Here is a 16,545-nt window from a genome sequence, read left to right as displayed (position 1 = left end):
ATTAAAAGTAGAAATACAAAATAAATTAATTATTATTATTCAAAGTCTAATTATGAAATTACAGAATACTTATATAAAACAAAAAGTAGCATTTATTAATATAATGTTACTTATAGTTTTATTAATTTGCCTTATGCTTAATTATTTAAATATTAACATTCTAAAAAAAGAAGATGATATAATTGTCATTATAAGTTTATTAGCCCTTTTATATATGAGTTATTTGGGATGCCCATATTTTAAATATGATAGTGAAGGAGAAACACTAATTTTAAAAAATGAAAAATCATTTTTCCCTACCTTTTTAGTAAGAGAAAAACAATCAGATTTTCCTAAAAGAAAACTTAAAAAATTTGCAATTAAAAATAAATTTTTATTAAAAAAAAGATTAGAAATTTATATATTTAGCACAAGAGTACAAACTGGACAAACTAAAATATATTTTGATATTTCATATTTAACAAAAAAACAAATTAAAGACTTGAACTTTTCATTAAATAAAGTAATTAATGATAATCAACAATTCTTAGAAGAAAAACAGCGTAAACAGATAGAAGTATAATAAATGATAGAAGAGAATAACAAAGACAAACAAGAATTAACACCCAATAAAAACAAAGAAAGCATTCAGAAAATATCTGGAATGTATGAAAATTGGTTTTTAGATTATGCTTCTTATGTAATTCTCGAACGAGCAATACCTTCTGTTTATGATGGACTTAAACCGGTGCAAAGGCGTATTCTCCATTCCATGAGAGAGTTAGAAGATGGGCGTTATAATAAAGTGGCAAATGTGGTGGGGAATACCATGAAATACCATCCACATGGTGATGCAGCTATTACCGATGCTATTGTACAATTAGGCCAAAAGGAATTACTAATAGATACCCAAGGGAATTGGGGAAACATATATACAGGAGATGGAGCTGCAGCAGCACGTTACATAGAATCGCGTTTAACCCCATTTGCCTTAGATGTTGTTTTTAATCCTAAAACAACCATTTGGAAACCTTCATATGATGGAAGAAATAAAGAACCGGAAAATCTTCCGGTTAAATTTCCTTTACTTCTTTCACAAGGCGTAGAAGGTATTGCAGTAGGACTTTCAACAAAAATATTGCCTCATAATTTTATAGAAATTATTGATGCAATCATAGCCTATTTAAAAGGAAAATCTTTTGTTTTATATCCTGATTTTCAAACCGGAGGACTAATAGATATATCTAATTATAATGATGGAGAGAGAGGAGGAAAAATAAGAGCCAGAGCAAAATTGTCTAATCCTGAAAAAGGGATTCTAAAGATAAGTGAAATTCCTTATGGAACCAACACGGGCTCTATAATAGATAGTATACTTAAAGCTAATGATAAAGGAAAAATAAAAATAAAAAAAGTTGAGGATAATACAGCATCGGAAGTTGAAATTTTAATACACCTAGGAAACGATGTCTCTCCAGATAAAATGATGGATGCCCTATATGCATTTACCGATTGTGAAATATCTATATCTCCTAATGCCTGTGTTATTAATGTTGATAAACCAGAATTTCTTTCTGTTTCACAAATTTTACGAAAAAATACAGATCATACTGTCAGTTTATTAAAAAAGGAACTTGAAATAGAACTGGATGAATTTCAAGAACAATGGCATTTTGCTTCTTTAGAAAGAATATTTATAGAAAACCGCATATATCACAATATAGAAGAAGTTAAAACTTGGGAAGAAGTAATTTCTACAATTGATTTAGAACTTAAACCTTTTACATCACATTTAATCAGAGAAGTTACAGAAGAAGATATTCTTAAATTAATAGAAATACGCATAAAAAAAATAACCCGTTTTGATCTAGGAAAAGCTGAAGAAAATATATTGGCATTAGAAGGAAAAATAGCTGAAGCTAAGTATAATCTAGAAAATTTAATTCAATATGCCATAGATTATTTTACAAACATAAAGAAAAAATACGGAAAAGGAAAAGAAAGAAAAACAGAAATACGAGCATTTGATACTATAGATGCAGCAAAAGTAGCTGTTGCCAATATTAAGTTTTATGTAAATAGAGAAGAAGGATTTATAGGATATTCTTTAAAAAAAGATGAATTTTTATTTGATTGTTCAGATATTGATGATATAATAATTTTCCGAAAAGATGGAACTATGTTAGTTACTAAAGCAGAGGCTAAAACTTTTGTAGGGAAAAATATTATTTATGTTGGAGTTTGGAAAAAGAATGATAACAGAACTATTTATAATTTAATTTATAAAGTAGGTAAATTAGGTCCTTGGTATATGAAAAGATTTCCTGTAACGTCTATTACCCGGGATAAAGAATATAATTTGATCTCAAATGAAAAAGGATCAGAAATTCAGTATTTTTCAGCAAATCCCAATGGAGAAGCAGAAGTAGTAACAATTTACTTGAAACCTAGCCAGAGGGTGAAAAAACTGAAATTTGATGTTGATTTTTCAGAACTGGCAATTAAAGGAAGGGCATCTAAAGGTAATATAGTATCAAAACACTATGTAAAAAAAATAGAATTAAAAGAAACGGGAGTATCAACGCTTGCACCTAGAAAAATTTGGTTTGATGATTCTATTCAAAGATTAAATGTAGATGGAAGAGGAACTTATTTGGGAACATTTAAAGGAACAGATAAAATATTGACTATAAACTCAAAGGGTATTGCTAAGCTTAATACCTTTGATTTATTAAACCATTTTGAAGAAGATCTTTTAATTATACAAAAATGGAAACCTGAAAAACCAATATGTTGTATTTACTATGAGGGTGAAAAGTCCATTTATTATATAAAAAGATTTCTGTTAGAAGATACATTAAACTCTCAAATTTTTTTCATTTCAGAAAATCCTAAATCATTTATAGAATGGGTTGGTACAGGAAATAAATTGATAGCAGAAATTAATTTTGGTAAAAATAAAGAACAAGAAATAGTTAATTTAGAAGAATTTATTGCTATTAAAGGAATTAAAGCACAAGGAAATCAATTATCCAAAGAAAAAATTAAAAATATTAAAATTATTGAAGAATCAGAAGAGGAATTAGAAGATGAGGTAGAAGGAAAAACATCAGAGAATAATGATGATAAATCTGATGATTATGAAGGAGAACAAATTAATTTATTTTAATAATTATATATAATTTATTACTATTTGAAAAAGAAAAAAACAACTAATTCTATCCATATTATTTTTAAATCTTATTATAAAATATTCTGATCTTTATGATATGATATTAATCATAAATCTTATTATATTTGTTAATAAAGAAAAGTTTAATTAAAAAATAGTAATTATGTCATTTGAATTACCAAAATTACCATTTGCATATAATGCGTTGGAACCTTACATCGATGCTAAAACAATGGAAATCCATTTAACCAAACATCATGCGACTTATACTACAAATTTAAATAATGCAATTTCAGGAACAGAATTAGAAAATCTTCCAATAGATGAAATTATAGTTAAAGGATTTGATAAAACACCAATAAGGAATAATGGGGGAGGATATTTAAACCATTGTTTATTTTGGGAATGGTTAACCCCTAATGGAAAGGGTAAGCCTCAAGGAGATTTGTCTCAAGCTATAGATTCGGCATTTGGATCATTTGAGTCTTTTAAAGAAGAATTTTCAAAAGCAGCAGCAGGTAGATTTGGTTCAGGTTGGGCATGGTTAGTAATTAAAGATGGAAAATTATTGATAGGTTCAACAGCTAATCAGGATAACCCTTTAATGCCAGGAGTTGGTATTTCAGGATATCCACTTCTAGGTTTAGATGTATGGGAACATGCCTATTATCTAAATTATCAAAATAGAAGACCTGAATATATAGAAGCTTTCTTTAAAATAGTTAATTGGGATAAGGTTTCTGATATTTATTCTAGACATAAATAATAATTGATAAAAAACTTGATAAAAAAAGTCTGATAAATACTTATCAGACTTTTTTATTTTTATAAGTAGATAAAATCTTAATTGAGAAAGCCTCATTTTATAAAAATATTTAATAAAAAATAAAACCTCGCTTTTTTGCGAGGTTAAAACTAACTACTATGAAAATTCACTGCCTTATGAACATGTACAATATATCAAAATTAATGCCGTAAAATATTTATTAAAAGTTAAAAATGTTAAAAAATAAAAAACCCCGCAAAAAGCGGGGCCAAAACTAACTACTATGAAAATTCACTGCCTTATGAATTATATATTATTGAGCAAGATTTATGCCATATGAAATTAAAATAATATAAATAAATGTTAAAATATAGTTAAATATTTAATAAATGATTCAATAATAATAGAATCAATTAAATAAGATAAATTGCAGATATATTAATGATTATATTAAGATTATATCCAATTTATAAAAAGTACTATAAATAAAAAATACTGAAGAATAAAAACCCCGCAAAAAGCGGGGTCAAAACTAACTACTATGAAAATTCACTGCCTTATGAATTATATATTATTGAGCAAGATTTGTGCCACGTGTAATTAAAATAATATAAACAAATGTTAAAATATAGTTAAATATTTAATAAATGGTCCAGAAATATTAAAATAAGTTAAATTACTGATGTGTTAATGATCATATTAAGATTATATCCAATATATAAAGTACTATAAATAAAAAATACTGAAGAATAAAAACCCCGCAAAAAGCGGGGTCAAAACTAACTACTATGAAAATTCACTGTCTTAATGAATTATTCTATATTTATCAAAAGCCATGCCAAAGTTAATTTAATGGGTTTATTTTTTAGTTCTATAACAAATTACTTGTAGTAGTCACTTTTGTAAAATTAGAATAGTACATAGATTTATCATATAAATTTATTTTATACCACTAATGAAGTAAACATATTTTTTAATATTTATTTTTTTTATAAAATGAATTAAATAATAAAATTTAAATATATTATTTTTATAAAAAAGGAATGAATTAGGATCTATATTTTAATTAATATTTTATATTCTATGATATATATCACAATTACATTATTAATCTCTTGCTTACAATGAAAATTCAACATTTTACTTTGATCAAATGAAATAAGTATAATAAAAATAGTTTAATATTATTGATTAAATAAATTTCTATAATTTACTTTATACATTTGGTATTCAATACTATTAGATAAAATAAATTATACATATTTATATATATTTAATATAATAAATAAATGGACGATCTTAAATATCTCCAAATTATTTTTTAGTTATAATAAAAGGTTAAAAAAAAAATTTTTAAAAACTAACATACTTTTAAAAAATATTCTATATTTGTAGAACAAGATCTATAAATATAGAATGATGAATTTATCTAAAAAGGAAGAACAGTTAATGGGGTATATATGGAGAGCGGAAAAAATTTTTTTAAAAGAAATTATTGAATGCTATCCGGAACCTAAACCGGCAACTACTACCATAGCTACTTTACTAAAGAGGTTGCAAGACAAAGGATTTCTGTCCTATGAGGTATTTGGTAATTCTCGACAATATTATCCTTTAGTAAAAAAATCAGATTATTTTTCTAAAGAAGTTAAAGGGATTATAAATAAATTTTTTAATAATTCTGCTCCTCAATTTGCCTCATTTTTCACTTCATCTAATGATTTAACAATTGAGGAACTAGAAAGTTTAAAAAAGTTAGTTGATTCTGAAATTCAAAAAAAGAAAAAAAATGATTGAGTATTTTTTTAAAGTTGTTTTATGTTCATCTTTTTTTATAGGGTTTTATTTCCTTTTATTGCAAAAAGAGAAAATGTTCAGATTTAACCGAGCTTATTTATTGATAACCTTAAGTTTATCTTTATCAATTCCTTTCTTTTTTATCACATTACCCAATAGAGAAAATTTAATTGAAAATATACAAGAAACTTTCTTGAAAAAAACGCAGATAAAGGCAAAAGAAAATATTGAAAATAAAAAAAACGAAAATACTATTGAAATTACTGAGAAAAATGCAGGTATTAATTCACCCCGGCATACTATTTTATTAAAAGAAACAAAGAAACATACAATATCAGAAAGGGTGAAATTTTTTAAATGGGAGAATATTCTGTTATTTTTTTATATAAGTACATCTTCCTTATTAATTATAAAATTTTTAATTAATTTTTTTAGAATCTATTTAAATGTCTTTAAAAGTAAAAAGATGAGTTATAATGGAATCTTTCTTGTTATTAATGAACGGAAAGAACCACTCTATAGTTTTTGGAAATATATATTTATACCAAAACAAAATATAAACGAAAATTTTTCCAGAAAAGAATTATTAGAGCATGAAATAGCTCATATAAGACAGAAACATTCTATAGATATTTTAATTATTGAATTAATAAAATCTATATTTTGGTTCAATCCTGCTTTTTATTTATTTAAAAAAGCTATACAGCTTAATCATGAATTCCTGGCTGATGACTCAGTTTTAAAAACAAAAACAGATATTTATGAATATCAAAAACTCATATTAGATACAATTCAAGTAAAACAAGCGGTTCCTATTGCCAGTAATTTCAATTATATATTGACTAAAAAACGGCTACTAATGATGACTAGAAAGAAAAATTCAACCAGGGCCATCTTATTACAGTTTTTCAGCTTACCTTTTATTTTAATCTTAGTTTATATTTTCAGCAATAAAGTGTATGCTCAAGATAAAATTACGAATGAATTAACATCTAGACAAAAAGAGCAATTAAAACAAGCATTACAAATAGATGAAATATCTAATTATTTAAAAGACACATTGGAGAGTGGTTCTCATGATTATATAGATACACTTATGGTAGGAAATAAAGCATATGTAATATCTACATCTAAAGAAGCTCTTGATAAAATTTTTAAAAATGAGAAGAACCAAAAAGTATCAAAATTGCCTAAAGAAGAATTTTCTAAGATTTTTGAAAACAGTAATACAGAAGAAATAGAAAAAGCTTTTGCAATTAAAGAACTAAATGAAGAAGATAAACAAAAAATTTGGATAAGAAATACAAATAGTAAAGAAGATAATAATACATACTCATACAAAGATTTTCCGATAAAATCAAGATCAAAAAAAGAACAAATTACTGTTAAGTATTATTATAATTCAACGGACCCGAAGAAGAAAGTAGAAGAGATGGAAAAAAAGAGTCGTGAAATTTCGAAACCTTATAATACACAAAAAATTGATAAAGAAATGGAGAATGACGTAAACATAAAGCAGAAAATAAAAAAAGATAATTCAAGAGATATAACCATATTAGTAAATAGATCATCGGAAAAAAGTGATATGGATGAGTTTAAGGAGGAAATGAGAAAATTTAGACAGGAAATGAGTAGTTTAGGAAGACAAATAAGAAATTTATCTAAAAACTAAAACCAATTTTTAATAATAAAAATATGAGATTTACAATATTAATTTTAGCTCTATTAGGAGTTTTTCAAAGTTGTAATTCACAAATAGAAAAAGCTCAAAAACAGGAAAAAAATTATAGTTTCTCATCTAAAGAAATAATAGTAGGTAACGGAGAACTAATAAAGAAAATTCAAAAAGTAGATAACTATACAGAAATATCTTCCCGCAGTTCTATAGATATTGTTTTAACAGATGGTAATGTAGGAGATATAACTGTAGAAGCAGAATCTAATCTGATAGATTTTATTGAGATAGAAAGCAAGTCAGGAACATTATATGTAAGATTTAAAAAAAACACGAATATATCTTCCAAAAAAAGAATGGTGGTTTATATACCTGTAGATAAAATAGAATCAATAACATCTGCAGGAAGTGGTGATATTTATGTGAAAAAAGATTTAGATATATCTGAATTTAGTCTTCTAAATTTTGGTTCGGGAGACATTATATTTAAAAATGTAAAAGCAAGTCATTTTACAATAAAGACATTAGGTTCAGGGGATATCTTGGTAAAAAATTTAATTGCAGATAATACAAATTTACAATTATCCGGTTCAAGTGACGTTAAAATGGAAGTCAATTCGACGATAACTAAAGTTAGCGTTTCAGGATCCTCAGACCTTCTTTTGACAGGAAAAACCCAAGATTTTAATATTCAAATTTCAGGGTCCTCAGACATAAAAGTAGATGAATTTAGAGCTGAAAATGTAAACGTTTCAGTATCAGGATCCGGTACTATAGCACTATTTGCAGAAAAAACTATATCAGCAAGTATATCGGGTTCCGGAGATATATATTATAAAGGGAATGCTAATTTAATCAGGACAAAAACTTCTGGATCGGGAACTATAAAAAAATTATAAAAAAATTAAATTATATTTTTATTAAGAATGATTTTTTTGAATGAAAAAGAATAATTCTATAAAAAGATAAAAATATTTTCAATTGCATTCAAAAAATTCATATTTAATGTAACAAAGCAGCTCTATCTAATACATATTGTATAAAATAGTTGCTTATATAAGTTGCTATTATGTATAACAAAGTAATAAATCGAAATTAATAGCTATGAAAAACAGTGTTTTAAAAATATTTTTGTTAAATATTATCTTATTTTTACCTTGTTTTGCCTTTTCACAAAACATGAAAGAAATTACAGGGAAAATAGAAACAGATTCAAATTCTGGAGAAATTTCAGGGGCACAAATATCTGTACTCAAAGAAGGGAATGCTATAAAAGAATTTTTTTCAGATGAAAAAGGTAATTTCAGTACACTACTTTCCGAGGGAAAATATATTTTATTAATAGAAGAATTTGGGTATGAAAAGAAAGAGCTATCGTTTAGTATTGCAGATTCTTCTATTAATATAGGAACTATAGTATTGAAGAAAATATTTAAGGAAAAAGAAATAGAAGGAGTGGTTGTATTAGGAAAAAAAACAACTATTGTTAATCAAATAGACAGGAAAGTAGTTACCGTGGGAGATGATTTAGCAGGAGCATCACAAGACTTATCTCAGGTTATGAATACAATTCCCGGTATATATGTTAATCAAGACAATCAAATTTCTTTAAGAGGAAGTTCCAATGTAAAAATTTTAGTAGATGGAAAACCCACTACTATCTCTTTTGAACAAATTATGAGACAATATCCTCCTGATTTAATTGATAAAATAGAGGTACTTACTAATCCTCCGGCCAAATATTCTCCGGAAGGAAAATCCGGAATAATCAATATTATTTTGAAAAAAGGTTCCAAAAAAGGTACTTATATAAATTTGAATACAAATTATATCCACGGAGCAAATTCAAAATATACGACAGGTATTGATTTTAATCAGGGCTTTGAAAAATTCAATATTTTCGGAAGTGGCACATATAATGTATGGAACTGGCAAAATTCAGCTTATTTATTTAGAGAGAGTACTCATTCTCTTCAAACATCAAAATTAAATGGCAAGCCCATTAATCGGTCAGGTAAAATAGGATTTGATTATTTTTTGAATGACAAGAATACATTATCATTATATACATATCAATCGGGAAATAATTCAGAAACTGAAAATAATAGTTTAGAATCTAGTATTTATAATGAAAAATTTTATCAACAAAATTATAGTTACCATATAAAAAATCAGGAATACGATTTATTTTATAAATCTGAGTTCGCAAAATCTGGACATAAGATAGAAGTTCAGGCTAATTATGATAAATATTATGAAGATACAGAAAGCAACTCTACATTACAAGGATTAGAATTATGGAATCAGAAAGAAGAAAATTTTCGGGCAAATTTAGACTATACCAATCCGCTTTCAAATAATTCAGAATTAACAGCAGGAGCAGAGTTTCGTTTAAATAAATTTAGGGATAAATATGGTGTGTTGACCAAAAACTTTTATGAATTTGACAGAGATATTTATAGTTTATATGTAGAATATAAGAAAGAATGGACTAGATTGGGAATAAAGGCAGGTATAAGAGGAGAATATTCTGATACCAGAACTAACACAGACTTTGCTAATTCGAAAAATTTTAAGGATTATACCTATCAGATTTATCCGACATTACATGCAGGATATAAATTGGGAAAAGAAAAGAAAACAGAAATATCATTTAATTATTCCAGAAGGATAGACCGACCTTGGGCAGGCCTATTTTCTCCAGTCCCGCAGTTTTCAATTGGTACCATAGTTTATTCAGGTAATGAAAATATTAAGCCGGAATATACTAATTCTTACGAAATGGGAATATCTACCAATCTTTCAAAATTGTATATAGGTGCAAATATTTTTATAAGAGATATAAAAGATCAGATACTACAACGTTTTATAGAACAACCTACTTATATAGAAATTGTAAGTGAAAATACAGAGGGCAATAATCAGTATGGTGGAGAGTTGGATATTAATTATAATCCATTTAAATGGTGGAGTATAAATTCTGGGTTTGAATATTATTGGGGGAAAATTTCAGGAACTATTCAAAATAAATGGAGCAAAAGAAATATAGATTCTCATACTCTAAAGATAAATAATACATTTACTCTACCCAAATCTATTAGTGTACAATTATTTGGATTTTACAAATCCAAAAATAAAGATTTACAAAATAATTATAAAGAGCAATGGAAAATAGATCTTTCTGTAAAAAAAGCATTTATGGATGATAAATTAAGTTTTACTGTGCGGATTTCAGATTTGTTTAATGCTCAGCATTCTCAATTTAATAAAATTATTCCTAGTTATATAGATGGAAGATTTGATTGGGAGAGTAGAAGAATAAGTTTAGCAGTTAAATATACCTTTGCTAATGGTAAAATTAAAAAGACAGAAAGAAAAGAAATAAAAGATAATACTAAAAAAGAAGGAGGAAATAGATAATAAGTGTTCTTTCCAAATATAAATTTTATACTTTTTGAAAACTGTAAATATTATATTTACAGTTTTCTATTTTCATTCCATAATTGATCCAAGTATTTATAACGATCCAATACATATTGAGCATACATTTTAGCAATTATGTATCCGGATTTTCCATCTAAAAAACCTAATTGTAAAAAATAGTGGCTAAAAAATCGAAAAGCTGGTTTTATATAATAATGAAAAAAGTTTGGTTTTTTCCTTTTTTTAAATAATTCTTCAGCTTTTAAACTTGCATATTGATTTAATTTTTTGTGATAAGAATCTATAGAATTAAAAGAAAAATGGTCAATCTTGTGTTTTAAAAATCCGGCTTTAGTATCACAAATAATTTCTTCATGTACAAATTTATTTTCTCTGTAATGAACCTTATTTTTTTTGAAAAGTCTTATAACCTTATCATTTTTCCAACCACTATATTTTATATGCTTACCTGAAAAAAAGAAATTTCGATATACCCAATACGCATCTTTAGTGTTTTCAGAATTAACAGTCGTAAGAATTTCAATTTTTAAACCTTCAGGAATGTGCTCATCTAAATCAAAAAAAATAATCCAATCATTAGAAGCCTGTGAAATTGCAAAATTCTTTTGATTGGTAAAATTATCAAATTTGCGTTCTATAAATTTTACATTTGGATATTTTAAAAATTTGTTTTTAGTATTATCAGTACTGTAAGAATCTACAATAATAATTTCATCTGCAAATGATATATCATTCAAATATCTGTCAATGTTTGCTTCTTCATTATAAGTAATAGCTAAAGCAGTAATTTTAGGATGTAAAGAGGGTATTTTAGAAAAAGTTTTTCCTTTAGGACTTATTTTTAGCACTTCTTGTAAATATTTATCAATATTTGGTAATACCTTATCAGGAGACATTAGTTTGTAAAAAGGAGTTGGGTTTTTTAGAATTTCCTTTATGGAAAATTCCTGGTATACTTCAGGAAAAATATCCATGAGATGAAAACTCTTATGTATAAAAAGATTCTCATAACACCCCCAATCTTTTCTGAATTTGTGAGGCGAGAAAATTGAAAAAGTTGGTATATCTATTGCCTTTGCTGTATTAACAGCTCCTCCTTCATTAGCTATCAAGGCAGTACAATTTTTTAAAATAGCAGAAAATTCTCTTATATTCTTTCCTAAAATATTTGAATATATTGGTTTTTTGTTTGTGACGTTTTTTAAAATATTTTCAACTTCTTTTTTTTGATTAGGAATATAATTTAATAATATATCTACATTAAAATTTTGAGTTAATAAATTAATCAATTCAGACATATATTCTAGAGGCCAAGATTTATCTAGAACACTACCTAATACCCCTATCATTAAAATGGGCTTAGAAAAGGTAATTCCTGCTTGAGACATAAGCTTGCGGGCATCAGCAATTTCAGAATCCTTCAGAAATATTTCTGTTTGAAAATTTATAGTTGAAAAGTCTTGAAAGAAAGGAGTGAGAAGTAAACACCTATTTTCTATAGAAGTACAGCAGACAATTTTTGGATATTTTTCTTCCAAAAATACATCCGTATATAGATTTTTAAAAAAAGGTTTATTGAAACTTATTCTTCGTTTAGCATTTGAAAATAAAATAATAAAACGGCTTTGCAACTTTGCATAAGGGTCAAAAATAATATCATATTTTTCTTTTCTAATACATTGGGCATATTTCCATAATACAGGTATTTTTTTTAGCTCAGTATCATCAAAATCTATAATTTTATTTATATAAGGATTATTATCCAATATGCTGATGGCTTTATTGTAACAAAAGAAATGTACCTCAATATCGGGAAAAACGGATTTGATATTTTTTGCAATAATACTTGCGACTAAAACATCTCCTATGTATTTATTTTGTATAATTAAGGCTTTTTTCAAAAGACTTTTTAATATATATTAATTATTTCGCGTTGCAAAAATATAGATATTGTTTTAAAATAGAATTGCAAATATTCAAAAATTTATTTATTCATAATTTAATACATAAGCCATGTAATAATTATTAATCTTTTTATAATGGGCGTAGTATTTAACACTGGAATGGTCATCCGTAATCCAGCAAATAATGGGTTTATCACTTTTAAGTTCAAACGGTTCAATTCTGTAATGATTTAAAAAAGACCAAAGGTTTCCCTGATGTATTTTATATAAAGCTTCCTTTATCCCCCATATAATATGATAATAGTCTTTTTGAGATTCATCAGGAATGTATGTAAATTCATCACTTCTAATAAATTTATATTTTATATTATTTATTTTTTCATCCCTCTCCAGTTCAATATCTACCCCTATATTAAAAGAAGAAGCACCTACACAGACTACACCGTGTGAATGAGATACAGATATATTATATGTTCCTTCAATAAAAGGTTTTCCTTCAGTTGTATATTGTACATTGTTATCTAATCCTAAAGCCATTAAACAGGCTCTTAATCCTAAATACTCACGTTTTCTTTTAGGAGTTAAGGATTCATAGGTAGCTAGTCTTTTTTTATTCAGATTTAGTATTCTCAATAGTTCTTCAGTTGTTTCACTAACTTTCCATGAAACAATTCTTGTAAAATAATCAGGAATTATAAAATCAACAATTGGCATCTAATATTTTTTAAGTAAGAAATGGAGTAAATATATGAATAAAATAATTTTAGTTATAAAAAAAAGAATAAATTGAAAATATTATAACTAATAAAGATTTTAAAGTTCATTATTATAATAAATTTTATAATAAAACATTTTTCTTTCTTCATCATATCCCTGTTCCAAAAAATCTTCAGAACTTTCTGGTTTATTAATATCTAGTTTAATTTGTATATGTGTATCTAGCTTTATTTCTGCTTTTATTTTTTTCTTTTCCCTATTTAAAGCTAAGGTAGAAACATCGAAAATTTCTGAAAATTGAATATTAGAATTTTCTGCATAATCTTTTTTATAGGATTTAAATTCATCTACCATATCATAATTTTCCAATAATTCTTTTTCTAATAAATCTTCAGATATAGTTTCATTAGAATTGAAAATTTGTAAACAATTGCCAATAAATTCTGTTTGAATTTTTTTACCCTTTTCTTCAAAAATTATTTCTTGAGAAAAATTGGAAAGTAAATTAATGTAATTTTTTGTCTGGTAAGCATTATCTTTAATATACTCTACATCCAGAAATGATTTTTTCCAGTATTCAGATTCAATCAGAGTGTCATCATGAACTAAAACACAATATCCGTCTTCCTTTAAAGTATTGAGTATTAAACAACCTTTATCTATAGTAGATTCCAGTCTATATCCTTTTTGTATAGCACATTCAACAATATCTGTATGTTTAAATCGAAGAAATTTATTTTTATTTTCTAGTTTAAAAATACCAATTCCCTTAATTTTAGATTCCAGCCCTATATCAATCTCCTCTAACAAAGCAATGAAAATTTCTCCGGCTTTTATTTGAGGATGGTTTGATCGTTCAAATAAATGATCTAAAACCCTATCTGAAAATGAGACGAAATCAGACTTTTCTTCAAATATATCTTTACATAATGAATATAAAACATTAAAATTTACATCTTGTGTATAATGAGTAAATTTATAATATTCTGAACTTTTTTTAAATGCAGACATAAAAAAAGGTTGAAGGTCTTCTTCTTCTCTTTCCGTTAAATGAAACAGATCCCCCGCATATATATTTTTTTCTTCCCTTAACTTATTTCCTACAGACTGTAATGTAAGTTGAGTTATGATAGCATTTTTTAGATTAATATTCATGATTCAGAATAAGAATTGAAAAAGCAAAAGTATAATTTTTCAATAAAAATAAATATCATTCATAAAAAAAGATTCATTATTTTGATAAAATAAATTTACTTTTTTTATAATTGATACAACAATAAATTAATCATATAAATAAAAAATGTTTTTCATTTTATACTTGTAAAAATAATTATAGATAAATTAAAATTATTTTATTAACTATATATAAATGAAACAAATACATAAGCAAAAATAAGTATGCATTAAAATATCCTATATTTGTAATCATTTTTCGATATTAAGTTAGATACAATATGAGTACTCATTTAGAAAAAGAAATAGGAAGACGAAAAACCTTTGGTATTATTTCCCATCCTGATGCGGGAAAGACTACACTTACAGAAAAACTTTTGCTTTTTGGGGGAGCAATTCAAGAAGCAGGAGCAGTAAAAAGCAATAAAATTAAAAAAGGAGCAACTTCAGATTTTATGGAAATTGAAAGACAAAGAGGGATATCTGTTGCTACTTCAGTATTAGCTTTTGAATATAAAGGCAAAAAAATAAATATTTTGGATACACCTGGGCACAAAGACTTTGCTGAGGATACTTATAGAACTTTAACTGCTGTAGATTCAGTTATTGTAGTAATAGATGTAGCAAAAGGAGTAGAAGAACAGACCGAGAAATTAGTTGAAGTTTGTAGAATGAGGAATATTCCTATGTTAGTTTTTATAAATAAATTAGACAGAGAGGGAAAAGATGCTTTTGATTTACTAGATGAAGTAGAACAGAAACTAAAATTAAGAGTAACACCTCTTTCTTGGCCTATAGGAATGGGACTGGATTTTCAGGGTATTTATAACATGTGGGAAAATAAACTTAAATTTTTTACAGAAGAAAAAAAACAAAAAGTAGGAGATAGCATAAATATTGATGATATATATAACACTGAATTAGAAACTCTAATAGGTGGTCAAGCCTCAGAAGCATTAAGAGCAGAGCAAGAGTTGATAGCCTCAGTATATCCTGAATTTTCTAAGGAAGAATATTTAGAAGGAACTTTACAACCTGTATTTTTTGGTTCAGCATTAAATAATTTTGGTGTACAGGAATTATTAGATGCCTTTGTAGAAATAGCACCTAATCCTTTACCAAAGATGAGTGATATAAGATTAGTAAAGCCCGAGGAAAAATCGTTTACCGGATTTGTATTTAAAATACATGCCAATATGGATCCTAAACATAGAGATAGATTAGCTTTTGTAAAAGTGGTTTCAGGCACTTTCAAAAGAAATACAAATTATTTACATGTTAGACAAAATAAAATATTAAAGTTTAGTAGCCCAGCAGCTTTTTTTGCTGATAAAAAAGAAGTAGTAGAAGAAAGTTTTCCTGGAGATATTGTTGGATTACATGATACTGGAAATTTTAGAATTGGAGACACGTTAACGGAAGGTGAAAAATTAAACTTTAAAGGAATACCTTCTTTTTCACCCGAGCATTTCAGATATATAAATAATGAAGATCCTATGAAAGCTAAACAGTTGGCAAAAGGAATAGATCAATTAATGGATGAAGGCGTAGCTCAACTATTTACTTTGGAAATAAATAATCGTAAAATTATAGGAACAGTAGGTGCTCTGCAATTTGAAGTAATTCAATATCGTTTAGAACATGAATATTCTGCCAAATGTAGTTATGAAACAAGCAATGTTCACAAGGCTTGTTGGGTAGAAGCTGAAGATGAAAAATCTCCCGAATTTTTAGAATTCAAAAGAGTAAAACAAAAATTTTTAGCAAAAGATAAATTTGGACAATTAGTGTTTTTAGCAGATTCTGCTTTTAGTATTACTATGACTCAGGAAAAATATCCATCAGTAAAGCTACATTTTACCAATGAGTTTTAATTATATTAGAATAATATAAAAAAGAGAGCTATTAATTAATAGCT

11 protein-coding genes are annotated in these 16,545 nt (G+C 26.2%); 8 read left to right on the top strand and 3 right to left on the bottom strand.

What is annotated here, in order from left to right; genetic code table 11:
* The first annotated feature begins 52 nt into the window (after positions 1-52).
* The 7 genes from C4S77_RS10395 to C4S77_RS10365 all read left to right on the top strand — a co-directional run bounded on the left by C4S77_RS10395 (position 53) and on the right by C4S77_RS10365 (position 10,809).
* Complete coding sequence (locus C4S77_RS10395; protein ID WP_105247486.1) at positions 53-562, top strand: hypothetical protein; 510 nt, start codon at positions 53-55, stop codon at positions 560-562.
* A gap of 3 nt (positions 563-565) precedes the next feature.
* A complete protein-coding gene (locus C4S77_RS10390) occupies positions 566-3,148 on the top strand; it encodes a DNA gyrase/topoisomerase IV subunit A (protein ID WP_105247485.1) in 2,583 nt (860 codons plus the stop codon).
* 166 nt (positions 3,149-3,314) lie between these two features.
* Entirely contained in the window at positions 3,315-3,917 is a 603-nt protein-coding gene (locus C4S77_RS10385) for a superoxide dismutase (RefSeq protein WP_105247484.1), read from the top strand.
* Between the two features lie 1,416 nt (positions 3,918-5,333).
* On the top strand, positions 5,334-5,714 hold the full coding sequence (locus tag C4S77_RS10380; protein ID WP_105247483.1) for a BlaI/MecI/CopY family transcriptional regulator: 381 nt from the start codon (positions 5,334-5,336) through the stop codon (positions 5,712-5,714).
* The gene (locus C4S77_RS10375; RefSeq protein WP_146106101.1) at positions 5,707-7,386 is read left to right on the top strand and encodes a M56 family metallopeptidase; all 1,680 of its coding nucleotides are present in this window, start codon (positions 5,707-5,709) and stop codon (positions 7,384-7,386) included. The genes C4S77_RS10380 and C4S77_RS10375 overlap by 8 nt, the downstream gene beginning before the upstream one ends.
* Positions 7,387-7,409: 23 nt before the next feature.
* Entirely contained in the window at positions 7,410-8,288 is an 879-nt protein-coding gene (locus C4S77_RS10370) for a head GIN domain-containing protein (RefSeq protein WP_105247481.1), read from the top strand.
* Between the two features lie 280 nt (positions 8,289-8,568).
* On the top strand, positions 8,569-10,809 hold the full coding sequence (locus tag C4S77_RS10365; RefSeq protein ID WP_181042872.1) for an outer membrane beta-barrel family protein: 2,241 nt from the start codon (positions 8,569-8,571) through the stop codon (positions 10,807-10,809).
* A gap of 56 nt (positions 10,810-10,865) precedes the next feature.
* Here the strand turns inward: C4S77_RS10365 and C4S77_RS10360 are convergent, their stop codons facing one another.
* The 3 genes from C4S77_RS10360 to C4S77_RS10350 form a co-directional block, all read right to left on the bottom strand.
* Positions 10,866-12,734, bottom strand: a complete 1,869-nt coding sequence (locus C4S77_RS10360; RefSeq protein WP_105247479.1) for a glycosyltransferase — start codon at positions 12,732-12,734, stop codon at positions 10,866-10,868.
* A gap of 87 nt (positions 12,735-12,821) precedes the next feature.
* Entirely contained in the window at positions 12,822-13,451 is a 630-nt protein-coding gene (locus tag C4S77_RS10355; protein ID WP_105247478.1) for a 4'-phosphopantetheinyl transferase family protein, read from the bottom strand.
* Positions 13,452-13,550: 99 nt separating this feature from the next.
* Positions 13,551-14,609, bottom strand: a complete 1,059-nt coding sequence (locus tag C4S77_RS10350) for a nucleoid-associated protein (protein ID WP_105247477.1) — start codon at positions 14,607-14,609, stop codon at positions 13,551-13,553.
* Positions 14,610-14,908: 299 nt separating this feature from the next.
* On the opposite strand from C4S77_RS10350, the gene C4S77_RS10345 reads away from it, so the two are divergent.
* Positions 14,909-16,501, top strand: a complete 1,593-nt coding sequence (locus C4S77_RS10345) for a peptide chain release factor 3 (RefSeq protein ID WP_105247476.1) — start codon at positions 14,909-14,911, stop codon at positions 16,499-16,501.
* Positions 16,502-16,545 lie beyond the last annotated feature (44 nt).

The organism is Apibacter adventoris (assembly GCF_002964975.1).
In the GTDB taxonomy this organism is placed as follows: Bacteria; Bacteroidota; Bacteroidia; order Flavobacteriales; family Weeksellaceae; genus Apibacter; species Apibacter adventoris.
Note: the sequence above shows the minus strand (reverse complement) of the source record. Positions and strands in the feature narration are given on the sequence as shown.

Excerpts from the sequence above, each read along its gene's own strand:
- C4S77_RS10395 (WP_105247486.1), top strand. The coding sequence starts at position 53 with ATGAAATTACAGAATACTTATATAAAACAAAAAGTAGCATTTATTAAT.
- C4S77_RS10390 (WP_105247485.1), top strand. The coding sequence starts at position 566 with ATGATAGAAGAGAATAACAAAGACAAACAAGAATTAACACCCAATAAA.
- C4S77_RS10385 (WP_105247484.1), top strand. The coding sequence starts at position 3,315 with ATGTCATTTGAATTACCAAAATTACCATTTGCATATAATGCGTTGGAA.
- C4S77_RS10380 (WP_105247483.1), top strand. The coding sequence starts at position 5,334 with ATGATGAATTTATCTAAAAAGGAAGAACAGTTAATGGGGTATATATGG.
- C4S77_RS10375 (WP_146106101.1), top strand. The coding sequence starts at position 5,707 with ATGATTGAGTATTTTTTTAAAGTTGTTTTATGTTCATCTTTTTTTATA.
- C4S77_RS10370 (WP_105247481.1), top strand. The coding sequence starts at position 7,410 with ATGAGATTTACAATATTAATTTTAGCTCTATTAGGAGTTTTTCAAAGT.
- C4S77_RS10365 (WP_181042872.1), top strand. The coding sequence starts at position 8,569 with ATGAAAGAAATTACAGGGAAAATAGAAACAGATTCAAATTCTGGAGAA.
- C4S77_RS10355 (WP_105247478.1), bottom strand. The coding sequence starts at position 13,451 with ATGCCAATTGTTGATTTTATAATTCCTGATTATTTTACAAGAATTGTT.
- C4S77_RS10350 (WP_105247477.1), bottom strand. The coding sequence starts at position 14,609 with ATGAATATTAATCTAAAAAATGCTATCATAACTCAACTTACATTACAG.
- C4S77_RS10345 (WP_105247476.1), top strand. The coding sequence starts at position 14,909 with ATGAGTACTCATTTAGAAAAAGAAATAGGAAGACGAAAAACCTTTGGT.